At 64.3% G+C, this 23,302-nt stretch carries 19 protein-coding genes; 11 read left to right on the top strand and 8 right to left on the bottom strand.

Going from position 1 to position 23,302, the window contains the following annotated elements; translation table 11 throughout:
* The first annotated feature begins 111 nt into the window (after positions 1-111).
* From QW845_RS29190 to QW845_RS29165, 6 genes are all read left to right on the top strand, one after another.
* Positions 112-2,100 (top strand): heme lyase CcmF/NrfE family subunit, encoded by a 1,989-nt coding sequence (locus tag QW845_RS29190; protein ID WP_315804968.1) that lies wholly within the window; start codon positions 112-114, stop codon positions 2,098-2,100.
* 8 nt (positions 2,101-2,108) lie between these two features.
* On the top strand, positions 2,109-2,645 hold the full coding sequence (locus tag QW845_RS29185; protein ID WP_315804951.1) for a DsbE family thiol:disulfide interchange protein: 537 nt from the start codon (positions 2,109-2,111) through the stop codon (positions 2,643-2,645).
* Positions 2,642-3,154: a cytochrome c-type biogenesis protein gene (locus QW845_RS29180; RefSeq protein WP_315804950.1), complete on the top strand. Its 513-nt coding sequence runs from the start codon at positions 2,642-2,644 to the stop codon at positions 3,152-3,154. Before QW845_RS29185 ends, QW845_RS29180 begins: the two co-directional genes overlap by 4 nt.
* Positions 3,151-4,470 (top strand): c-type cytochrome biogenesis protein CcmI, encoded by a 1,320-nt coding sequence (gene ccmI / locus QW845_RS29175; RefSeq protein ID WP_315804949.1) that lies wholly within the window; start codon positions 3,151-3,153, stop codon positions 4,468-4,470. Before QW845_RS29180 ends, ccmI begins: the two co-directional genes overlap by 4 nt.
* Before the next feature lie 63 nt (positions 4,471-4,533).
* The gene (locus QW845_RS29170) at positions 4,534-5,187 is read left to right on the top strand and encodes a response regulator transcription factor (RefSeq protein WP_315804948.1); all 654 of its coding nucleotides are present in this window, start codon (positions 4,534-4,536) and stop codon (positions 5,185-5,187) included.
* Positions 5,188-5,191: 4 nt separating this feature from the next.
* A complete protein-coding gene (locus tag QW845_RS29165) occupies positions 5,192-6,568 on the top strand; it encodes a HAMP domain-containing sensor histidine kinase (protein WP_315804947.1) in 1,377 nt (458 codons plus the stop codon).
* A 182-nt stretch (positions 6,569-6,750) separates the two neighbouring features.
* Here the strand turns inward: QW845_RS29165 and QW845_RS29160 are convergent, their stop codons facing one another.
* Positions 6,751-7,122, bottom strand: coding sequence for a c-type cytochrome (locus QW845_RS29160; RefSeq protein WP_315804946.1), 372 nt, complete (start codon positions 7,120-7,122; stop codon positions 6,751-6,753).
* A gap of 214 nt (positions 7,123-7,336) precedes the next feature.
* On the opposite strand from QW845_RS29160, the gene QW845_RS29155 reads away from it, so the two are divergent.
* Positions 7,337-8,509 (top strand): FIST N-terminal domain-containing protein, encoded by a 1,173-nt coding sequence (locus QW845_RS29155; protein WP_315804945.1) that lies wholly within the window; start codon positions 7,337-7,339, stop codon positions 8,507-8,509.
* A complete protein-coding gene (locus QW845_RS29150) occupies positions 8,506-9,858 on the top strand; it encodes a hybrid sensor histidine kinase/response regulator (RefSeq protein ID WP_315804944.1) in 1,353 nt (450 codons plus the stop codon). The genes QW845_RS29155 and QW845_RS29150 overlap by 4 nt, the downstream gene beginning before the upstream one ends.
* Here the strand turns inward: QW845_RS29150 and QW845_RS29145 are convergent.
* The 6 genes from QW845_RS29145 to QW845_RS29120 form a co-directional block, all read right to left on the bottom strand.
* Positions 9,812-10,546, bottom strand: a complete 735-nt coding sequence (locus QW845_RS29145; RefSeq protein WP_315804943.1) for a response regulator transcription factor — start codon at positions 10,544-10,546, stop codon at positions 9,812-9,814. The genes QW845_RS29150 and QW845_RS29145 overlap by 47 nt on opposite strands.
* 210 nt (positions 10,547-10,756) lie before the next feature.
* Positions 10,757-11,446: a response regulator transcription factor gene (locus QW845_RS29140; RefSeq protein WP_315804942.1), complete on the bottom strand. Its 690-nt coding sequence runs from the start codon at positions 11,444-11,446 to the stop codon at positions 10,757-10,759.
* A gap of 69 nt (positions 11,447-11,515) precedes the next feature.
* A complete protein-coding gene (locus QW845_RS29135; protein WP_315804967.1) occupies positions 11,516-12,643 on the bottom strand; it encodes a c-type cytochrome in 1,128 nt (375 codons plus the stop codon).
* Positions 12,644-12,869: 226 nt separating this feature from the next.
* Positions 12,870-14,561: a PQQ-dependent methanol/ethanol family dehydrogenase gene (locus QW845_RS29130; protein WP_315804941.1), complete on the bottom strand. Its 1,692-nt coding sequence runs from the start codon at positions 14,559-14,561 to the stop codon at positions 12,870-12,872.
* Positions 14,562-15,012: 451 nt separating this feature from the next.
* Positions 15,013-15,717, bottom strand: a complete 705-nt coding sequence (locus tag QW845_RS29125) for a Crp/Fnr family transcriptional regulator (RefSeq protein ID WP_315804940.1) — start codon at positions 15,715-15,717, stop codon at positions 15,013-15,015.
* A gap of 169 nt (positions 15,718-15,886) precedes the next feature.
* Positions 15,887-16,183: a putative quinol monooxygenase gene (locus QW845_RS29120; protein ID WP_315804939.1), complete on the bottom strand. Its 297-nt coding sequence runs from the start codon at positions 16,181-16,183 to the stop codon at positions 15,887-15,889.
* 352 nt (positions 16,184-16,535) lie between these two features.
* Between QW845_RS29120 and QW845_RS29115 the strand changes: the two genes are divergently transcribed.
* The 3 genes from QW845_RS29115 to QW845_RS29105 are packed head-to-tail and all read left to right on the top strand — an operon-like array spanning position 16,536 to position 18,669.
* Positions 16,536-17,324, top strand: a complete 789-nt coding sequence (locus QW845_RS29115; RefSeq protein WP_315804938.1) for an SDR family NAD(P)-dependent oxidoreductase — start codon at positions 16,536-16,538, stop codon at positions 17,322-17,324.
* A complete protein-coding gene (locus QW845_RS29110; protein ID WP_315804937.1) occupies positions 17,321-18,175 on the top strand; it encodes an SDR family NAD(P)-dependent oxidoreductase in 855 nt (284 codons plus the stop codon). The genes QW845_RS29115 and QW845_RS29110 overlap by 4 nt, the downstream gene beginning before the upstream one ends.
* Positions 18,172-18,669 carry a nuclear transport factor 2 family protein gene (locus QW845_RS29105; protein WP_315804936.1) on the top strand — a complete coding sequence of 166 codons (498 nt, stop codon included), beginning with the start codon at positions 18,172-18,174 and terminating at the stop codon, positions 18,667-18,669. The genes QW845_RS29110 and QW845_RS29105 overlap by 4 nt, the downstream gene beginning before the upstream one ends.
* 933 nt (positions 18,670-19,602) lie before the next feature.
* Here QW845_RS29105 and QW845_RS29100 read toward each other — a convergent pair.
* Positions 19,603-23,286, bottom strand: coding sequence for an autotransporter domain-containing protein (locus QW845_RS29100; protein WP_315804966.1), 3,684 nt, complete (start codon positions 23,284-23,286; stop codon positions 19,603-19,605).
* Positions 23,287-23,302 lie beyond the last annotated feature (16 nt).

Here is a 23,302-nt window from a genome sequence, read left to right as displayed (position 1 = left end):
GATCATCATCATTCCGTACGAATGATGCCTCATTCGGCGCATTGATTGTCGACGCATCACAGACACTTGATAGTTAGCTGCAGGAATATCCGCTGCAGTCGGAGATACCACATGACAGCGGAGGTCGGATCGTTTGCGCTCATTCTCGCGCTCCTCGTGTCGCTGGTGCAGTCGATCGTTCCGTTCGCAGCGCTGCGCCGCCAATCCGAGATGATCGCCGGCTTCGTTCGGCACGCTGCCTTGACTCAGTTTCTGTTCGTCTCGATCGCATTCGCATGCCTGACGTCGCTGTTTGTCCACTCCGACTTTTCAGTCCAGGTCGTCGCAGCCAATTCGCACACGCTCAAGCCGCTGCTCTACAAGGTCTCCGGAGTCTGGGGAAACCATGAGGGATCCATGTTGTTGTGGGTCCTGATCCTCTCATTGTTCGGTGCTGCCGTTGCATTGTTCGGAACGAACCTTCCGGAGCGACTGCAGAGCAACGTCCTCGGCGTGCACGGCATGATCGGCCTCGGCTTTCTGGCGTTCATCGTCTCTACATCGAATCCGTTCGCGCGGCTGGTCGATGCTCCCCTCGAAGGCAACGGACTGAATCCGATCTTGCAGGATCCCGGCCTCGCCTTTCATCCACCGTTTCTGTATCTGGGCTACGTCGGCTTCTCGATGGCGTTCTCGTTCTCGGTCGCCGCGCTGATCGAGGGAAAGGTCGATGCCAGCTGGGCCCGCTGGGTCCGACCGTGGGTGCTCGCGGCCTGGTGCTTTCTCACGATTGGAATCACGCTGGGCAGCGCATGGGCGTACTACACGCTCGGCTGGGGCGGCTGGTGGTTCTGGGACCCCGTCGAGAACGCGTCCTTCATGCCGTGGCTTGCGGGGACTGCGCTGCTGCATTCCGCCCTGGTGGTCGAACGTCGGAGCGCCCTCCAGAGCTGGACGATCCTGCTGGGGATCGTGACCTTCTCATTGAGCCTGATCGGGACCTTCCTGGTGCGATCCGGCGTGCTCACCAGTGTTCATGCCTTCGCACAGGACCCCTCGCGTGGCGCATTCATCCTGGCGCTCATCCTGGTGGCGACCGGCGGGGCGTTGACGCTGTATGCGATCCGAGCCCCAAGCCTGAAGCACGGTGCGCTGTTCGCGGCCGTCAGCCGCGAGAGCGGCCTCGTCCTCAACAATGTGCTGCTCACGGCAGCCGTGGCCACCGTGTTTCTCGGCACGTTCTACCCGCTCCTCGTCGACATGCTCGGAAACGACAAGATCTCCGTCGGTCCTCCCTACTACAACCTGACGTTCGTTCCGATCATGGTTCCGCTGCTGCTTGCCATGGTGATCGGCCCGGTTCTGAAATGGAAGCGCGATCTCCTCGTTGCGGCCCTGCAACGACTCCGCCTGGCCGGAGGACTTGCGGCATTCATTGCCGTCGCGATCCTCATCGCGACGTTCGGACAGCGTTTCCTGGTCGCGTTCTTCTTCGGCATCGCCGTCTGGCTCGTGATCGGCTCGCTGATGGTGCTGGCTCATCGCGTCCGCCTCGGCATGACGACTCCGCTGGCGACCTCGCTCAACCTCGCGCGCACCACCCCGCTCGCGGTCTACGGCCTGGTGCTGGCCCATGCGGGAATGGGCGTCACCGTCGCAGGCATTACCGGGATGACCGCGTGGGCCAGCGAGAAGGTGCAGATGCTGCGGCCGGGCCAGAGCCTGCAGCTCGCGGGCTACGACATCAAGTTGCGCTCGATCGGAAAATTTCCAGGCCCCAACTACGAAGCCGAGCGTGGCACGTTCGACATCACGCGGAACGGCAAACCGTTCACGCAGCTTTCCAGCGAGCGCCGCTTCTATCCCGTCAGACAGCAGCAGACGACCGCCGCCGGCATTCGAACCAACCTGCTCTGGAACGTCTACGTGACGCTCGGCGATCCCGACGACAAAGGCGCGTGGGCGGTGCGTTGCTACTATCACCCTCTGGTGCCGCTGGTCTGGATCGGCGCCCTGATGATGGCGTGCGGCGGCTTCGTCTCGCTGGCCGACCGGAGATTTCGTGTCGGTGCTCCGCGACGGTCGATGCGGGCCGTACCGACTGCCGTTCCTGCTGAATAGGACGAGATATGCCGCGCCTACCCTATCTCATACCGCTCGCGGCTTTCGTCGCACTGGCCGCTGGACTGGCTTTCAGCCTGACCAACGATCCGCAGCGGATGCCCTCGACCCTGATCGACAAGCCGACCCCGCGTTTCCAGCTCGCGTCGCTCGACGGCAAGGGCGGCGGTCTTGCCAGTACCGACCTGCAGGGCGACGTGGTCCTGCTCAACGTGTTCGCATCCTGGTGCCCCGGATGTCGCGTCGAGCATCCCATGCTGCTCAAGCTCGCGGAGAGCTCCGCGATCCCGATCTATGGGCTGAACTGGAAGGACGATCGGAACGACGGCAAACGGTGGCTTGCCAAGCATGGCAGTCCCTATGCCCGTGTCGGCTCCGATGAGTCCGGCCGGACCGGCATCGATCTTGGCGTGACCGGCGTTCCCGAAACCTTCGTGATCGATCGGGCCGGCCGCATCCGCTTCCGCTATCCCGGCCCGCTGACCGAAGATGTATGGCGGGACGATTTCGAACCTCTGCTGAAGGCACTCAGGAGCGAGTCATGAACTGCCGGCGGATCAAGCGCGCGGCCGAAGCGCTGCTCGTCAGCTCGCTCGTGCTGACGGCGACCTGGTCGCCATCTCGTGCGGTGCTTCCCGACGAAATGTTGCGCGACGAGGGGCTGGAGGCCCGCGCGCGCGCGCTGGGCCAGGAGCTGCGCTGCGTCGTTTGTCAAAATCAGAGCATTGACGACTCCAACGCTCCATTGGCGCATGATCTGAGGGTGCTGCTGCGCGATCGCCTGCAGGCCGGCGACAGCGACCGGCAGGCGGTGGACTTCCTGGTCGCACGCTACGGCAACTTCGTCCTGCTCAAGCCTCCCTTACAGTGGAATACCATCGCGCTGTGGATCGGTCCCCTGCTCGCTTTGCTCACGGCCGCCGTCGGCTTCGGCCGCTACGTGCGCCGGGCGGCAGCCAATGCGAGTGCGCCCGAGGCGGAGCACGTCGCTCCGCTCAGCGCCGACGAACTCGAAGCCTTCGAGGCGATCCTCGATCGACGGAGCCTTTCATGATGCTGTGGCTGATCCTGACGGCGATGATTTCCGTGGCCGCCGTGCTCATATCGACGCCATTCATCCGCAGCTACGAGCGGAGACGGTTGGCTTCGGCTCAGGGACTTGCCGTCCACCACGACCAGCTCCGCGAGATCGAGAGCGAAACCGCACGCGGCCTGATCGACAAGTCGGATGGCGAGAACGCGGCCAGCGAGATCAAGCGGCGCATTCTCGCCGCAGCCGCCGCCGAACAGCCGCCGGCGCCCTCCCTCACCAGCTCCGAACGAAAATTTGCGCTCGCCGTCGTCACGATGACCGTGGTGCTCGGCTCGGTCGTCCTGTACGCGGTCATCGGAAACCCGGATGTCCCCGCGGCCGCGCCGGTCCAGACCGCCGGCGGCACGACGCTGAAGTCGGTTGGCGAAGCGCGAACGGACGCCGGCACCCAGGCCATTGCGTCGTTGGAGCAGATGGCCGGCCAGGACGGTCGCGACCGCCCGCAGCAGGGCAGCGGACTGCCGCCGGTCGAAGAGATGATCCAGCGTGTGCAGACCAGACTGGAGCGAAATCCCAGGGATCCGGACGGATGGCGGCTGCTGGGCTGGTCCTTGTTCAACATCGAGCGCTTTGCGGAGGCGGCGCAGGCCTATGCGCGCGCAATGGAGCTGCGGCCAAGTTTGGCAGAGTATCGCAGCGCGCGGGGCGAAGCGCTGGTGCGGGCCGCGGACGGAACCGTCAACTCCGAAGCCCGCGCGGATTTCGACGAAGCACTCAAGCTGGATCCCAAGGACGCGCGCGCCCGCTTCTTCATCGGAGTCGTGAAAGAACAGGAGGGAGACAAACGGGGTGCGATGGCCGACTGGACGTCGATCGTATCGGAGGCCGATCCGAACGAGCCGTGGCTGCCCGATCTCAAGCAGCGGCTCGGCGCGCTTCGTCGCGAGCTCGGGGAGGATGACGGCTCGCCATCGCCTGCCCGGCCGAACCTGTCCGCCGAGCGCATGCAGGAACTCCTGCGCTCCGGCAAGACCGCGGCGACCGACCCGGTGGAGCCGCGCGGCCCCCGCGCCGAGGACATCCGCAAGGCGGAAAGCATGTCCACACAGGATCGCAACCTCATGATCCGGGGCATGGTGGATGGTCTTGCGAGCCGGCTCGAACAATCACCGCGCGATGCAGAAGGCTGGATCAAGCTGATCCGCTCGCGGGTGGTGCTGGGTGAGGTCGAGGCGGCGAAACAGTCGCTGCAACGCGCACTGTCGGTCTTTGCGGAGGACGTCCCGGAGCGCACGCGCATCGCTGACGCAGCCAAAGAGCTCGGGATCAATCCATAGCGTTCGAGGGCCCGATCCGCGTGTCCGCGTCGTCGGACCCGTTCGGCAACCGGAGGAATGGCAATGCGCATTCTGCTCATAGAGGACGAGCCCGTCTACGCGGAGCGCATCAGGGAAAGCCTGGCCGATGCCGGTTTCGAGGCGGATCTCGCCACCGATGGCAGGCAGGGCTGGATGCTGGGCAACAGCCAGCCCTATGATGCCGCGGTCCTCGACCTCGGCCTGCCGTGCATTTCGGGCCTCGACGTGCTGCAACGCTGGCGTCATACCGGGCACACGTTGCCGGTGCTGATCCTGTCCGCCCGCAGCGGCTGGGTCGAGCGTGTCAACGGCCTGAACGCAGGCGCGGACGACTATCTCGAAAAGCCCTTCAAGGCGCAGGAGCTCGTCGCGCGGGTCAAATCGCTGCTCCGTCGGGTTTCCAGCAGACCGGAGGCCGTGCTGCGCCTCCGGCAGATCGAATTCAACGCGGCGGCTGGCCTGGTCAAGAAGGACGGGGAGATTGTCGATCTGACTGCACTCGAGTTGCGCGTGCTCGAGTTCCTCATGCGCCGCGCCGATCATATCGTGTCGCAGACCGAGCTGCTGGAGCACATCTATCCGAGCAGCGACCATCGCGACTCCAATACGGTCGAGGTCTACATTGCCCGGCTCAGGAGAAAGCTGGGGCGTGACTGCATTCGCACCGTCAGGGGCATGGGATATCGCTTCGGATAGAGCAATGTTCAGCCGCAACTTCCGAGCCCGGATGATCGCGGTCGCCGCGATCTGGATTTCCATCGTCTTGTTCGCCAGCGGGCTCGGGCTCTCGATCGTCATTCGCCGTGTCGTCGAGGCCCATTTTGATCATGACCTGCTGGATCACGCCCGCGAGCTCGCCGATCTCGTCGAACTCGACGCAGCGCAGCGGCTGTTCATCGCCCGCAATCTGAGCGATCCGCGTTTCTCTCCGGCCAAATCCGGAATGTATTGGCAGGTCATCCTGCAGAACGGCGAGACCGTGCGTTCGCCCTCGCTACAGGACGACCTCTCTCTTTCAGTCACGCCCGACCAGACCCGCGAGGGCTCGCTGCCTCCCTCCACGGCGCTGGCGAATGTGGAAGGACCGACCGGGCCGATGCGGATGGTCCGAAACATCAGCGAGCCGGCTCGTCTCGGGCAACCCGTTGAAATCCGAATCGGTGCCGACGAGCGACTGATCAGTGACGAGATGGAGCACCTCAATCTGACACTGATGGCGACGCTGGGTCTGCTGGCCCTCGCCATGGTTGGCACCGCCTACGCTCAGGTCGCCTACGGCCTGCGGCCGCTGCAGCGGATGAGTCGCGCCATCGTGGACGTGCGCAGCGGCAAGACCACACGCCTGCCCGAGGACCTTCCGGAGGAAATCATGCCGCTCGTTACCGAACTGAACGGAATGATCACGGCAAATCTCAGCATGGTCGATCGCGCTCGCGTGCTCGCAGGAAGCTTTGCGCACGCGCTGAAGACGCCTCTGGCAATCCTCGACGAGGAGGCCGCACGGCTGAAAGCATCCGGTCAGGAGGGCCACGCGCAGATCCTGTCGGAGCAGTGCTCGCGCATGGCGCTGCTCATCGACTACCAGACGGCGCGCGCAAAGGCCTCCACGATCGCGAATGCCGGTGCGTTTGCGGTCGTCGCCGACGTCTTGAGAAGCGTCATCAATACCTACTCGCGATTCAGCCCCGGGCACGACCGGCGGTTCGAAGTCGAAGGAGCGGCCGACGTCGTCGTTGCCTGCGATACGAACGATCTGACCGAACTCATCGGCAACCTGCTCGACAATGCGGCAAAATGGGCACATGACCTCGTCGTGGTTTCGATCGAGGATCTCGACAGCTCCGTCTTGATCACGGTCGAGGACGACGGTCCCGGCATTCCGGCCGAACATCGCATGCGCGTGTTCGACGTGGGCACGAGACTTGACGACGCGAAGCCGGGCACTGGGCTCGGTCTGGCGATCGCCCGCGACCTGACCAGCCTCTATGATGGCCGACTGTGGATCGAGGATTCGCGAATTGGGGGCGCCGCCCTGAAGCTCGCACTTCGAAAGAAGGGTGATCCAGGCTCATCGTGACATGACTGGTGCCCGCAAAGCGACCGCAGCGGCATACGGCACGAAGCCAGTGGAGCAGGAAATCACCGTGGCAAGATGCCCTGGGCCGGCGCGCCAACGACGCCAGCCGTAGCCGGTGAGAGGCTACTTTCGAACATCGCGGGTCAGCAGCGTCGGCAAAATCGCAAGCTTCCCCGGCCGCGCTATCTCAGTGTCGAGAGATAGGCGACGACGTCGGCCCGCTCCTTCGCGTCCGCCAATCCTTTGAAATACATCTTGACCCCGTGAACGTCCCCGCGAGGATCGGCGATATAGGCATCCAGTGCCGTTGCGGTCCAAGGCGCGTTGTTCTTTTTCATGCTCTCCGAATAGGCGTAGTCCGGCACAGCCGCCGGCTGGCGCCCAACGATGTTCCAGAGGCTCGGGCCGACCTTGTTGACGCCGATCTCGGCAGAGTAGCAGTTATGGCAGATGCGCTGGAAGATGCTTTTCCCGGCGACCGGATTGCCGTCGAGCGCGCGGGCGCTCGGTGCCAGGCTGACGAGAACGGCGACAAGAACGATGCGGCGGAGCATGCGAGATCTTTCCCTTTTCGATCCGGAGCGGGCGCGGGCCAGCCCCCCCGGCCAGGCGCGGTGAGCAGATCCGAGCATATGATCGGACGACAGCCCGGCCCAAGTCCTTGTTCTGGATCAAGCCGCGCAGTTGCCGTTGCTGCTCAATTGGCCTAATCTTCTAAAAAAACGAACGATTACCAACAACCCAAAGTGTCGTTCCGGGAGGTGCCCGATGGGAGACGCCGATCCTCGGCCCCCGCGTCCGTCTGGCGTGACTGCTGCAAAGTCCAAGGCTGCAACGGAGGCCGCTGCGGCGGCCGACATTTGCAGCCAGTTGCCGGCCGACGGGTTGGCGATGGTGCTGATCTTCCTGTCGCCCCACTACGATCCAAACAAGTTCATGGTGGAGGTGACGACCCGTCTTGCGGACATCCCCGTATACGGCTGTACGACGGCCGGAGAGCTGTCGCCCGATGGCTGGGACGACAACAGTGTCGTCGCTCTCGGATTTGCCGCCGAGGATTTCACGGTATTCGCACAGCCCATCTTCGGGTTGTCGGGCTTTCGCGTCGATGAAGGACGTCGCCTCGGCAACCAGCTGAGGCAGGATCTGTCGCGGCACGGTGGTCGCGACGACGACGGCGTGTTCGGACTCGTCCTGATCGACGGCATGTGCCAGCGCGAAGAGGCGATCATGTCGGCGATCTACGCCTCGCTCGACAATATTCCCCTGGTTGGCGGGTCGGCCGGCGATGGTCTGCGGTTCGAGCGCACCTGGGTCTTTCACGACGGCAAGGCCCACACGGACATGGCTGTGCTGATCCTGATCAGGACGTCATTGCCGTTCCGGCTGTTCAAATGCGACAATTTCGAGCCGACCTCGACCAAGATGGTGGTGACGGAGGCCGATCTCGAGCAGCGCATCGTCAAGCAGCTCAATGCCGAGCCGGCGGCGGAGGAATATTGCCGCGCGATCGGAATCGCCGATTCCGAGCTCGACCCGTTCCTGTTTGCAGCCCATCCGGTCCTGGTGCGAGTCGGCGGCTCCTATTTCGCGCGCTCGATTCAGCGCGTCAGCCCTGACGGCTCACTCCGATTCTTCTGCGCGATCGACGAAGGCATGGTGCTGACGGCGGCGAGGTCACGCAATTCCGTGGCGGCCGCCCGCGAGATGCTGGCCGAGGTCCGCGACGAGATCGGCGAGGTCTCGATCTTCATCGGTTTCGAGTGCATCCTCAGGCGTCTTGACGCGGAGCAGCATCAGTTTGCGCGGGAAATGTCCGAGCTCTATCGCGACAACCGGATCGTCGGATTCCATACCTATGGCGAGCAGTACGGTTCAATGCATGTCAATCAGACGCTGACCGGGGTCGCGATCGGTAGACGTGGAGCGACGCAGCAATGACCGCCGCGGCGTCTCCGGAAGACCTGCAGCGCGAGGCGGCCAAGCTCAGGAAGATCAACGCCGCGCTGATGTCCCGGGTCGAACGCTCGATGGACCAGCAGTTCAACGCGTTCTCACTGTTCGAAACGGCGATTGCGCTCGATCAGCAGGTGCGCGAGCGAACGCGCCAGCTGCGTGATGCGCTGCGTTCGATCGAAACCGCCAACAAGGACCTCTTTCGGGCCAAGCAGCAGGCTGAAGCGGCGAGCTCCCTGAAATCCTCGGTTCTCATCTCCGTCACGCATGATCTGCTTCAGCCGCTCAACGCCGCGCGGCTCACGCTCTCGACCTTGGCGGACGAGGTCTCGTCCGATCGCGGAACGGCCATGGTCGGCCAGGTCGACCATTCGCTGGCCATGCTCGAGGATCTGCTGCGATCCCTGCTGGAGATTGCCAAGCTCGATGCCGGAGCCCTGCGCCCCGATGTCAGGCCCGTTCTGCTCTCGACCCTGTTCGAGCCGCTCGAACGCGAATTCGCCCCGATCGCGGCCAAACGCGGGTTGTCCCTGCGCATTTGTCCGTGCTCGATCGCCGTGGTCTCGGATGCCATGATGCTGCGGCGCATCTTGCAGAACCTCCTCGCCAACTCCCTGCGCTACACACGGCAGGGCGGCGTCGTCATGGGATGCCGGCCGGGGCCGGGAGCGGGCCGGGTTCGCATCGAGGTCCACGACACCGGCCCGGGGATTCCGAAGCCGCAACAAGAAGCGATCTTTCTCGAATTCCAGCGCGGTCGGCCGAGCGCCGAGGATCAGGCCGGTTTTGGGCTGGGCCTGTCGATCGTTCGTCGCTTCGCCAAGGCATTGGACCATGAGGTCGGACTGGCTTCGCGGGTTGGACATGGGTCCACATTCAAGCTCGAGCTCGACCGCGCAGACCCGGCAGCCGTACTGCCGGATCCACATCCCGCGGATCACGTCGACCACGACTATGGCGGGCTCGAAGGCGCCAAGATCCTGCTGATCGAAAACGACCTGGCCACCGCCGAGGCCATGGTCAGTCTGCTGGAAAAATGGGGCTGCGACGTCGTAGCTACAGCGTCGTTGAATGACGCCTTGCAGCGTTTGAGTGCGCTCGGCGCAGTCCCTGAGACGATCATCGCGGATCTGCACCTGGATGGCGACGAGAGCGGGCTTGCCGCCATCCGGGACATCAGGCAATTCCTTGGCCGAGATGTTGCGGCCATGATCGTGACCGCCGACTATTCCGAAGACGCAGCCAGGGAAGCAAGCCGATACGGGCTCGAGATCTTGACCAAGCCGGTCAGGCCTGCGGAGCTTCGCGCGCTGTTGTCGTTCTTGCTGTCATGAGCGCTTCAGCGCCGTTTGCCCGAGCGGGCGTGCGCGGCTCGCTGATGAGGTTCACGAAGTCGATCTTTTCCATCTCGATGATGGCCTTGGTCCTGCTCATGACGCGAAGCTTGCGCAGGATCTCCGAGACGTGGACCTTCACTGTCGTCTCGCAGATCCCGAGCTCATAGGCGATCTGCTTGTTCTGCAGTCCACGGCGGATAAGGTCGAGCACGCGCAGCTGCTGCGGCGTCAGCTCGTGAAGACGCTTCAGGAGGTCCTGAGCAGGAAGCCGGCCACGGCGCGCGCCGGCGCAGAGGGAGCCGCCTTCAACATGGACCTCGCCGCGCAGCACGGCGTTGATTGCCTCGGCAAGCTGCTGCTTCGAAGTCGATTTCGAGATGTAGCCGGAGACACCCAGCGCGAGCACGTGGGCGACGAGGTCCGGGTCCCGATGCGCGGAAACGACCAGGATCGGCGTGCGCGGCGCGGTCTTGCGGATGCGGATGACGCCGGAGAGTCCGGTCGTTCCGGGCGTCGAGAGGTCGAGCAGGATCAGGTCGAATCTCGGCGGAGATGAAAGAAGCCCAACGGCCATGTCGACGGACGTCGCCTCGCGCATCTCGGCGTCAGCCAGAGCGGCGCGGATCGCGCTCTCCAGCGCCTCGCGAAACAGCGGATGGTCCTCGACGATGAGCAATCGAGCCACGTGCCTGTCCCCTCTCCGGCCAGATCGAAGGTCCGGCTTATTCAGTGTCGCGGATCCGACATTCAACCAGCGTGCGCGCCGCGTCTTCGAAGGAACGTCAGAACCGGAGCATCAGCGATACCGCGTTGGCTGGCATCAATCAACGACCAAGACGCCATCGACGTCGCCACGCCTGCGGTGGCCGTGAAGTCTTGCGGCGCAACAATTCCGCTACAGGTGTTTTCTGCCCGAAGCGGTGCGCGATCCCTGACGGTCGGCCGGCGCGTTCAGCGCGATCTTGCCGATCTCGATGATGGCCTTGTTGCGGCTGAACAGGCGGAGTTTTCTCAGGATCTCGGTGATGTGCGCCTTGACGGTCGACTCCGCAAGCTGAAGCTCGCCGGCGATTTCCCGGTTCTGATAGCCACGCCTGATCAGGTCGAGGACGCGAAGCTGTTGCGGCGTCAGCTCCTCGAGACGCGCCTGCAGCGCGCGAGATGAGCCCTTCCCGTGGCGCTCGACCGCGGGCACGAAGTCTTTCGGGACCGAGATCGAGCCGCTGAGCACGCGCTCGATCGCGGACGTCAGCTCGCGCTTCGAGGTCGACTTCGGCAGATAGCCGGCCGCGCCGAGCGAAAGCGCCTCGCGCACCACGTTCTGGTCCTCGTCACTCGAGACGATCGCGACCGGAAGCCGCGGATGGGCGGCGCGAAGCCGCTGGAATCCCGAGAAGCCCATGGCATCGGGCAGCGTCAGATCGAGCAGCGCCAAGTCGATGTCGGGTTCGAGCGCGAGGGTGCTGAGGGCATCGGCAATCGACAGCGCCTCGAAGATCTCGGCGTCGGGATGCGCCAGACGCACCGCATTGCCGAGCGCTTCGCGAAACAGGGGATGATCGTCGATGATCAGAAAGCGCGTCATGTCCGACCTTCACTCGCTGCCAGCACGTGCCGGGGGATCCGGCAGATCGTGTCGGCCGGTGTCGCTCCCTCAATTTGCCGTCTCTGACGACTGCACGGTCAGCAGGAATGTATAGATGCTCTCGAACTGGTCGTCGGTAAAGACCTCCTTCCAGGCGGGCATGCCCTTGGAGGGACGGCCTTCATGCACGGTGGTCCAGAATTTGTCGCGCATGTCCTCGCCGTAGCGGGTCCGCAGCCGTCGCAGGTCGATGCGCCGTTCGGCCTGCACGGCGTCTGGTCCGTGACAATGCGCGCAGGTGCCGTTGAAGATCTCTTTGCCCAGCGTCACCGCCTCGGTCTTCGACTCGCTCGCAGTCGAGTCCGAAACGCTGGTCACGACGGCCTCGGCGACCGGCTGGCGGAGAAGCTGAGCAGGGTCAGTTGTCGACGCCAGCTTGATCGGGCGCGGCACGGCGCCGAGCCTGATCGACGGCTCGCTCGGCAGCCCGTATTTGACCGCGAGCTCGGCGATCCGCGGCGCGAGCTGCGGCAATGCGGCGTCGATCTGATCGCGAAGTTGGCCGGAGCTCTTGGCAAGGCCGATCGCGGCATCCCAGGACAGCCCGTCGCCCTCGACCGGCTGGATAAGGAAGCTGCTCTCGTAGGTCGTCTTGTTCAACCAGCCTGCAACCGGCCCCCAGACGAAGGCGACATCGGCCCTGCCCTGGGCCAGCGCCGCAAGGCCCTCGTCCGGCGTCAGCACCGTCACCTTCTCGATGTCGTCGCGTTGGGCCAGCAGGTTTTGCGGCGTGGTCTGGTATTGCACGGCGACACGCTTGCCTCGGAGATCGTCGATGCTGTGGACGATGAGCGTCCCGCGGCTGACGAGTGCGTAGGTTTCGGTCGCGATCTTCTTCGAGAAGATCACGGCCGGTCCCATGAAGTCCGCTGACAGCGGCAGGCCGATCATCGCGTCGCACTGCTTGCCCAGCAGCGTCACGCGCACGGTTCGCTTGCCGAAATAGGATTTGTACCAGTCATAGGCCACGGGGCGGCCGAGTTGCTGTGACAGCGCCTGACCGACCTCGAGATAGAATCCCGGCTGCGTTGGATTGTTGCTCGAGAACGGAAGATTGGTCGGATCCGCGCAGAGTCGCAGCGGCTCGGCCTCGTTGGCCTGACCCGCCGCCGACGAGGCCAGCAGGGTGGAGGCCATCAAGGCGACGAGAGCCGTCGCGCTTGCTGACAGTTCGGCGGCCCGCCTATTCGAGCCAGTCTGACGGCGATTCAGGCGCATCCTCGATCCCTCAGGTCTTGTTTATCTGTTTATATGGTACGGCTCGGTCTCGCGGCCGGGCCGTCTTCGTCCGCTTGATGCGGATTGGCTTAGCGGTGCGCGTATCCCGCTTGCGGGACACGCGCACCCGTCGTGACCGTTGCGGCTATTGGACGGCGAAGACGAACAGGGCGCCGCCCTCGGGAGCTGCGTTTGTCATCTTCTTGCCGATCTCGCCCAGGAACGCCGGGATCGAGGCGGTGCGACCAACGACGACGGCGACGTACTGCTTGCCGTCGACCGAATAGGTCACCGGGCCGGCGCCGATGCCGGAGCCGAGATTCTTCTTCCAAAGGATCTTCCCGGTCTTGGCGTCGATGGCGCGGAAATCGCCGTGCAGATTACCGGAAAAGACCAGACCACCGGCGGTGCTGAGCGTACCTCCGTTGAACGGAAGGTCTTCCTGGATCGACCAGACTTTCTTGTTGTTCACGGGATCCCAGGCGATGAGCTCGCCGAGGAATCCGCCCGGGCCTTCCTTGGTCGGGAATTCCGCACCGAGATAGAACACGCCGCGCTTGTACGAGACGTCGCTGACCGCCCAGTCCATGCAGACATTGTTGGTCGGGATGTAGACGAGGCCGGTGTCCGGATTGTACGACATCGGCTGCCAGTTCTTGCCGCCGATCAGGTTCGGGCAGACGTCCTTGACGGGATGTCCGGGGCCCGGCCGCTTGTCCGGGTCCTCGACCGCGCGCAGGGTCGAAATGTCCCATTTCTGCGCCCAGTTGGCGAAGACGTACTTTTCGGCCGAGATCACCTTGCCGGTCTCTCGATTGGCCACGAAGAAGAAGCCGTTGCGATCGGCCTTCATCAGCGTCGGAACGGCTGCGCCGCCGACCTTGAGATCGGCGAGGATGGCTTCGTTGACGCCGTCATAGTCCCAGGCATCGGCAGGCGTGGTCTGGATGTGCCACTTGATTTTGCCGGTGTTCGGATCGAGCGCCAGCGTGGACGCCGTATACAGATTGGTCAGCTTGCCGAAATCGCCATTGCCGGTCGAGCGCACGGCGGTGTTCCAGGGACCGGGGTTGCTGGTGCCCCAATAGACCGTGTCGCTCTTCGGATCGTAGGAGCCGACCAGCCAGGCCGCGCCGCCGCCATGCAGGCCGGTGTCGCCCTTCCAGGTCTCGCTGCCGGGCTCGCCGGGCGCGGGCACGGTGTAGGTCTGCCAGACCATCTTGCCGGAGTTGATGTCGTAGGCCTGCAACGAGCCGCGCACGCCGTACTCGCCGCCGCCGAAGCCGGTGATGACCTTGTCGCGCACGACCAGCGGCGGCGAGGTGATCACCGAGCCCTGCTTGTAGTCGACCACCTTCGTGGTCCAAAGCTCCTTGCCGGTGGCGGCATCGAGCGCGGTCAGCTTGCCGTCGAGCCGGCCGACGAACAGCTTGCCGTCGGCATAGGCGATGCCGCGGCTGTTCACGTCGCAGCAGGCATATTGCAGCGTATCGTCCGGAATATCCGGCTCATAGGTCCATTTGCGCGCGCCGGTCGCCGCATCCAGCGCGTAGACGTATTTCGGGCCCCACGACGTCGAGACGTAGAGCGTATTGCCGATCACGATCGGCGAGGCCTCATTCGAGCGCAGCGAGGCCAGCGAGAACGAATACACCAGCGACAGCTTGCCGGCGTTCTCGGTGTTGATCTCCTTCAGCGGGCTGAACCGGGTGTTGCCGTAATCGTGCCCCGCCATCGCCCAGGCACCGGGCTCGCTGGCGGCCTTCAGCGCCGAATCGTTGGCGCGGACGCCCAACGTGCCGGCGACAAGGAAGGCAACCGTCGAGATGCCAGCCAAGAATCTCCTGCTCGTGAAATTCATCAGTTCCCTCCGCCTATGTCTTTGTTGTGTTCGTATGGCGCGTGCGCGCGAGGCCCCAGATGAGCAGTCGCGGTGCAAGCACCGGGGCGATTACAGCATCAGCGCGGCCCGGCTCTCATAGGCGGAAGGTAGTAGGCGGCGGGGATCAGGGTTGAAGGCCGATTACGGCGTCCTTTCAGCGGCTTATCGAAATTCCGTGACCTGCGAGCGGAAGGATCGTTATCGCGCTTCCACTGCGCGATCTCGTGGAAGCTTGGCGTCCTCGCGGTCGCCACACCGAGGGAAGCCCTCTCTCGAGATGACCCCTTGAACAAACCGGACCGAAGAGCGGCATCTTTTAGTTCAGGCGCGGCCGCCGCTGGAATACGCGGGGCTCGGTGCCAGACAGGGAAACCCGACCGCAAAGCTTGCCTTGGCCTGGTGACGTCTAGCTCTCCACGGGGGCGCTCGAGCTGAGGCGTTCGATCGCCTCCAGGTCATGAATCGTGACCGACGCGTACTTTGCCGTCGCAATCCCATCCTGCTCGAGACTCTTGAGCAGACGATTGATCGTCTGCCGGCCGACCCCGATCATCACCGCAAGGTCCTCCTGCGACAATCGCAAATCGATGACCAACCCTTTCTTGGTCTGTCGCCCGTGACGCTCTGCGAGCCTCTGCAATTCCTGCGCAAGCCGGTGAAGTGGACGCCGATTGCGGAGAATGATCAGGTTCTGCATCGACACGCGCAGGTGATCGCAGACCATTCGAACAAACGCAGAATAATACTCGTTGCTCTCGTTGATGAGCGCCTCGAACCGCTCCTGGCTCACGTGAAACAGCACCGCCTTGCCAATGGCGAATGCGTCATAACCATATGGGCGCCCGTCGAGGGCCGAGGTGACGCCGATCCACGACCCAGGCGAAGAGATCAGCAGGAAGGAGGGATTGCCGGACAGCGAAAAGCTGGTCAAACGCACCTGCCCCGACACCAGGGCAATCAATCCGTCGCGGGAGTCGCTCGCGGAATAGATCAGGGAGTTGTCCGCGTTTCGAACGCGACCCAGACGAAGAATGTTGTCCGCCAATGACGGAGAAAGGCCAGCAAACCACTTGTTCCTGCGCAGAACAGCCTTGAGGACCGCTTTGTTCATTCGTCGCCACACATGAAGACGGGATGGTCGCTGTCGCGACATCTGTCATCCCATATCAGTATAGCGGAGATCAATCGAGGTGGCCGGGCTCCCAGCGGTGTAGGCCCACCCCAGCGCGAGTCGCCGGATGGGGTAAAATGAGGCGCGTCACACCGGCGGCCCGCCAGCGCTAGAACGATTTTTCCTCGGCCTCATAGATGGTCATGACGGGCGGTCTCGCGCACAGCTTGGCGACCTCCTGCACGAACGCCCGTGACTCGGGTCGGGCGAAATGCGCCTCGAGCGCGATGGCGTCACGCCAGCGCTCGAAGAAGCGCAGACGGAGCGAGTTTTCACAATCGACCTGCACGGTGTGCTCCACGCAGCCGTCTTCCATACGCGAACGATGCACATGCTCCAGGCTGATCTTCATCAGACGATCAAAGCTTTCGCCAAGCCCGTCCACAGACCCCACAACGATGATCATCGGCTCACATCCTCACTCTTGTGTTCCTCAGAAGGCGCCGGATGGCTGTCCTCGGCGAATGGCATGAGCGGGATCGTGCGGACGTCGAGACCTCGGCGCCTGGGCGCGTTTGGACGCCAGAACATTGGTTGCCTCGGTTGTCATGTTGACCGTCGTTACCCGCGAAGTTGATTTTCTTGCACGCGGCGGCCTGCGTCCCGGCGCCCTCGCCGGCTCAAGCTAAGGTGATTTTGTGCATCGATTGTCGCGATTGCGACAGTCTCGGCCATGATCTGTGCTTGTCTCTTGGCGGCGTCACGACGCGGCACGGCCGGAGGCGCAACGGGCAACCATGTCGAAACGAGGAGACCCGATGTTGCTGACGGCCGAACGCCTCTTCGCAGTCGAGGGCTTGGTCACCATCGTGACCGGCGCGGCGAGCGGACTTGGCTTGGCCATTTCCCGGACCATGGCAGCCAACGGTGCCGATTTGATCCTGGTTGACAGGAACGAGACCGAACTGAGGCGGATCGGCGAGGAGATCATCCCGGGGGCAGAGATCGCGACGGTCGATGTCGCAGATCCAGACGCCATCCGGCGGACGGTCGATGACGTCATCGCGCGCAAGGGCCGGCTCGACGTCATGTTCGCGAACGCCGGCATCAGCGGGGGAGCCGGAATTCGATTGCCGCAGGGCCACATCGAGAACGTCGATTTCGCAGCCTGGAATGACGTTATTGCCATCAACCAGACCGGCGCGTTCGCGACCATCCAGGCTGCGGCCCGTCACATGAAGGCGCAGCGCGGCGGTCGGATCGTGGTCACGGCGTCGGTCGGAGGATTAAGAGGCTCGGCAGCGACCGCCTATGCGTATGCGGCCGCCAAGGCCGCGGTGGTGAACCTGGTCAGGCAGGCCGCGCTCGAGCTCGCCACGTTCGACGTCCAGGTCAATGCCATCGCGCCCGGCTTCTTCCGGACGGGGCTCGGCGGAGGCCGCCTGCTGGACGAGGCCGCGACAGCGCCGCTCCACGCCATGGTGCCGATGAACCGGCTTGGGATCCCCGACGAGATTGCCGGCGTCAGCCTGCTGCTGGCATCGCCGGCCGCGAGCTATATCACCGGATCGGTGTTCACCGTGGACGGCGGAATCAGCGCGGCATGAAGCACCTCGAAGGCAAGGTCGCGGTGATCACGGGAGCTGCCAGCGGCATCGGGCGCGAGCTGGCCGCTGCCTGCGCTGCGCAAGGAATGAAGCTCGTTCTCGCCGACGTCGATCGCGACGGACTATCAGCCACGAAAGACCCGATGCCGGGCGGGATTGCCGTGCACACGGCGCAGTGCGACGTGTCGAGCGTCGAAGCGGTTCAACGCCTCGCCGACCTTGCCTTTGAAGAGTTCGGCAACGTTCACCTGCTCTTCAACAACGCCGGTGTCGCGGCGCTTGGCCCGGTCTGGTCCGCAACTCCCGAGGACTGGACGTGGGTGCTCGGAGTCAACCTCCTGGGCGTCGTCAACGGCATTCGCAGCTTCGTGCCGCGCATGATGGCTGCAGGCGACGAGGGCCACATCGTCAACACGGCGTCAGCCGCGGGGTTGACCGCCGTTGCGGGCTCCGGCGCCTACTGCGCCAGCAAGCACGCGGTCGTAGCCTTGTCCGAGTGCCTCTTGAAGGACCTTCAGCTCGCCGGCTCTCCTCTCAAGGTCAACGTGCTGTGCCCCTCGCTGGTCAAGACCGCCATCGCCGACTCAGGCCGACATCGGCCCGCACATCTGGCTTCGACAAACCCCGACACTGCAGCATATGATCAGCGCGTCAGAGCGGGAATGGAGGCATCCGAGGTCAGCGCCGCCGATGTGGCCAGCATGACGATCCAGGCCATCCACGACGACGAATTCTACATCCTTCCGCATCCCGCGGTGCGGCTCCGGGTCGAGGAGCGGCTTCGCAACATCATCGGTGATCAACATCACCACCAGCCAGACGGCCTCCTTGGGTCGACGGATGAACCATGAGCAATTCAAACGAGACCGCCGACCTCAGAGCCAGGATCGAGGCGCTCGAGAAACGCGTTGCCGAGCATGACGATCGCGAGGCGATCCGGACACTGCGCTGCACGTACCACGAATACGTCAACCAGGAGCGCGTCGCCGAACTGGCCGATCTCTTTGCGGAGAACGCCACCGTCTCCTATGGCGGTCGGCCGTCGGTGACCGGCCGCGAGGCCATCCGCGACTTCTTCCTCGACTTCCCGATCAAATGGGCGCGCCAATTCATCCACGCGCACGTCGTCGAAATCGATGGCGACCACGGCAGAGGCTACAGCCATCTCGACGGGCGCCCCGTTCTCAACGGCAAGAGCCTCATGGTCGGCGGCCGGTTCGATGATGAATATGTCAGGGAAAACGGCCGTTGGCTGTTTTCGAAAGTCGTGTTGACGACCTGGTACATGGTCCCGGTCGAGCCCGGCTGGGAAGCCGCGGCAGCGACCAGGCCGGCCCAGACCTGAGCTGCACGAACTGAGGCCTGCTGATTTGACGGCCGAGCTCCGTCAGACGTGGATAGCGGCGCCGACAAGGACGGCGTCATGCACGATCTTTCACGGGCCGTGCCCCGGCCGGCCCCGACTGGCGCCAACGCTGGGCATGCGTCGCTGCGGGGTCACTTAGCCTAGCAACGTCACTGCGGCGGAGTCGGGGCGCCCGGCGCGACGGGTTCCATCAGACGGAATCAAGCTGATTTGGCCCTGTCCACAACTTCTGAATAATTTAACTCTGTTGCTTTTTTTCAGAAACCATGTTTATGTATCGCCATCTTGGACCCGCCGAGAGGGGCGCTTCGCGATCGTCACGAGACGTGGGGTCTGGGGACGCGGTGGCCGCAGGCGTGCTGCAGCGGGCTTACGGGCTCGCCGACGAACGGCAGGCTTGCGGACGTGAAGACGCGTGGTCCTGGCGCCCCGATGCTGGCGCCAAGTCGTCGGGCGATGATCCCGAGGGCGACGGTGGCTAAAAAGCCGGACACCGGGGAGATCGCGACATAAGCGTGAAAACCATCGCGCGGGGAATGCCGGGATGTCTCGGCTGAACCTGTGGTTCCTGCCGCCTGCTTTTTTTCGCAGGCGGGCCATGGGTGCGGCCAGCGCCCGGCATTCCCCGCGCCCTCTCATTCTCGAGGGCGGAACGGACCGGCAGAACTCGGACGCCATCGCGCCGCGGGACCGCAGCCCCTCGCCCGAACGAAAGGCGCGAGGCTGGAACAAACCGCAAACAGATTTGAATTTGAGGAGAGAGAGATGGTGCGCTCGGAGGGCGGTCGCATCTACTGCGATTTCGATGGCTTGCCAAAGCGGGCAAAGAAACCGGGCGCATTTCCCCGCCTGGAGGTGCTTTTCACGCCGAGCCCCAAAGCTGAACCAATCGGCACGGCAGCGTACAAGCCATCACCACGCATAGCGGACGACGCCTTTGCCGGCATAGCTCTTCGTCACATGGGAGAACTCGCCTTCGAAGGTCGCAGCGGCGGACCAGCCGTTCAGCCATTTCATTTCTGCGGAGGCAGTGGTGAGCGCGGAGTCCGCTGCCGCTCGTGCGCCGCTGACGACAAAGCTCGTGCCGGGCAGCGCCTGGAACGTCGCAGCGACCGAACGGTCCGGATTGAAGTCGTGCGCCCAGGCGGCGCGGCCGCGCAGGGTGAGAACCGCGTTCTGCATGGCAAAGGACTTGTCGGTGCGCAGGCCGAGTTCGCTGCGCGTGGCGGTCACGCTCCTGGCGGCATAGGCCAGCGCAAAGGCGTTGCTCCCGGAGACCACCGTTTCGGCATAGGCCGGCAGGGTGAACGTCGTGAACTGGCCCGCGGCATAGGGCGTGAGGCCGAAGCCGCCGGCCCACGGCGCAACGAGGCGATAGCCGCCCTCGATACGTCCGCTCCAGGCATTGGCATTGAACTCGGCACGCAGGCGATCGACGCCGGCGAGCGTCACGGTGCGATCGGTGGTGACATCCTGCCAGCCATAGGCCAGCGCCGCGGTGATGTAGCTCGGGCCATTGGTGTGCCGGAGATAGGCGCCGGCCTGGAACAGGTCCGAGCGGCCCGTGCCACCGCCAGTCACGGAGAAGCTGGTGCCACCGCCGGCGAGCGCGAAGCCGGCCAGCGTTCGTGGCGAGAAGGCGTACTCGGCGCCGGCGGCGGTGCCGAACAGGCGGCTGGTGGCGCTGTTCGATCCCTGCGCGGCGTTGCCGTCCGTGGTCTGCGATCCGCCGAATCCGGCGGCCCATACGCTCCAGCGCTGCTCGAAGGTCCTTGCCGGTGGAGCCTTGGCCAGCATAGCGAAGGCGTCGCGGGCGGCGCCTGCCGGCCCACCGTCCGCATAGGCCGGCGGCCCGGATGCCGCCGTTTCGCGGCTCGTGCCGATGGGATCGGTCAGCAGGCCCGTGAACTGGCCCATCGCCTGGAACCCGGTCTGTTGCGCCCCCGCCGCGGTCTCGCCGGACGCCTGTGTCAGCCCGTCGGCCGTGAGCGAGCCGTGGACCAGCGAGATGCTGCCGTTGCCGTTAAAGGAGTTGGCGATGGCATTGCCGACATTCTGCTGATTGCCACTGAGTCCGCTGCCCGGCGGCGGGACGAAGCTCAGCGTCAGGTTCAGATAGGCGTGGGTGGCGTCGTAGCTCAGCTCGGTCCGGAAGTTCGACGAGAGGTTGGTATCGACCCGCGGGTTGAACGCGCCGCTGACGCTGCCGGCGGTCAGGATCGTGTACCGCCTGCCGACGTTGCCGCCCGCGAACGCCGCATTGACGGTTGCGCCGCCCAGTGTCGCCGCGCCGGTCACGTTGACGAAAGAGGCCGTCGCCGGATTGACGTCGACGAGATAACGGGCGCCCGACTGGAACGCGAGATTGCCGGAGATCGCGAGCGATGTGCCGGCGGTGCCGTTGCCGCCCAGCAGCGAGCCGCCGCTGTTGATCGCCGTGCCGCCGACCGTTCCCGTGCCCATCAGCGTGCCGTTCGCATCCACCGTCACCCCGATCGAGGTCGCGATCGAGCCGTCCACGCGCAGCACGCCGCGGTCGACGCGTGTCGCACCCGCATAAGTGTTGGCGCCCGTCAGGGTCAGCATGCCCGCGCCGGTCTTGACCAGCGAACCACTGCCGGAGATGACGCCGCTCACCTCGGTCGAAAAATCGTTCGAGCCGACGGTCAGCTCGTTGGCGCCGAGGAGGTAGTTTCCGGCTCCGGCGATCGATCCCGCGCTCAGCCTCTGGAGGCTGCCGGGACCGAGGCTGTCCGAGAAATCAACGATACCTCCGGCGTTGTTGATGAGGGCAGCGTTTCCGGCCGTGCTAGTGTTGTGGAATTGCAGGCTGCCGTTGTTGGTGATGGTGGCGTTGCCCGCCGTGCTGAAATCGAAGAACGACAGAACGCCGGCGTTGGTGATGGCGGCGCTGGCTGCCGTGCCGCTGCCGCGGAAGTCCAGGATGTTGTTGTTGGTGATGGCGGCGTGGCCAGCGCTGCTGAAGACTTGCAGACTGCCGGTGTTGGCAATGCTGGCACTGCCCGCCTCGCTCGATTGGAGGAACTGGATGGTGCCGGCATTGGTGATCGTGGCATTGCCCGCTGTGCTGGTGTCAATGAAATCCATGCCGCCAGTGTTGGCGATCGTGGCGTTGCCCGCCGTGCCGGTGCGGGCGAAAAGCAGGTATGAGTTGTTGATGATGATGGCGCTGCCCGCCGTGGCTTCGTCGAAAGTCAGGCCGAAACTCAAACTGCTGTTGATGATGGTGGCGTTGCCGGCCGTGCTGCCATTGATGAACTCGAGGTAGCTGTTGTTGGTGATGGTGGCGTTGCCCGCCGTGCTGGCGTCCAGGAAATGCACGGTGCCATCGTTGGTGATGGTGGCGCTGCCGGCCGTGCTGGTGTCGTGAAAACTCAGGACGCCGTTGTTGTTGGCGATGGTCGCGCTGCCTGCGGTGCTGGCATTGCGGAAATCGACGTAACCGAAGTTGCTCGTGATCGCCGTGCCGCTCATGTTGGCGTTGACGACATTCAGCGTGGACCAATCACCGACGGTGACCGCCCCCAGAATGGAGCCGGCTCGGCTGGCAGTGCCGAGTTGCATCGTGCTGCGACTGCTGGAGGAGGCGCTGGTGATGGTTGTGCCACCGGTATAGGTGTTGGCACCGGTCAGGGTCAGCGTGCCCGCGCCGGTCTTGTCCAGCCTACCGCCGGTGCCGGAGATCACGCCGCTCACCTCGGTCGAGAGATCGTTCGAGCCGACAATCAATCGATTGGAGCCGAGGATGTAGTTGCCGGCCCCCGCGATCGACCCGGCGGTCATCGACGTGTCGACGCCCGAGATATCGACAGTGCCTCCCGCCTGGTTGATGAGGGCGGCATTGCCGCCCGAACTGACGTCGAGGAATTGCAAGGTGCCGCTGTTGGTGATGGTTGCGCTACCGCCCGTGCTGGCGTCGCGGAAGGTCAGGGTGTCATTGTTGGTGATGGCGGCGCCGCCGGCGGTGCTCGTGCCCAGGAAGTTCAGATAGTGGTTGTTCGAAATATTGGCACTGCCCGCCGTGCTGGCTCCGCTAAAGTCCAGGCCGCCATTGTTGGTGATGGTGGCGCTGCCGGCCGTGCTGCTGCCGTAGAAGAGCATGACGCTGTTATTGGTGATGGTGGCATTGCCGGCCGTGCTGGTCTCGACGAAATACAGGGCGTTGCTGTTGGTGATGGTGGCGCTGCCGCCGGTGCTGCTATTGCGGAACTCCATGAACCCGCCATTGGCGATGGCGGCGCTGTCGGCAGTGCTGGCGTTGTAGAAAGTCAGGCTGCCGAGGTTGGTGATGCTGGCGCTGCCGCCATTGATGGCGATGCCGGCTCCGGTGAAATCCTGGGTCGTGGAGGCCGCGGTATCGAACGCATAATTCGAGGCTGCGGCATTGAACGTCCAGCCGCCGAAGGTACCGGAAGACCCCAGCGTCAACGCGGTCGTGTTCGAGGCGCCGAACGTGGCCGTGCCGGTCGGCACGCTGCCCGGGGTCCAGTTGTTCGCGTCGTAGAAATCGTTCGATCCCGGAGTGGCGAGCCAAGTCGCGTCCTGGGCCCGCGCCGGTCCCGTGCCCGGCAGCATCCAGGCCAAGCTCAGC

This window comes from Bradyrhizobium sp. SZCCHNS3002 (assembly GCF_032377435.1).
GTDB lineage: Bacteria > Pseudomonadota > Alphaproteobacteria > Rhizobiales > Xanthobacteraceae > Bradyrhizobium.
Note: the sequence above shows the minus strand (reverse complement) of the source record. Positions and strands in the feature narration are given on the sequence as shown.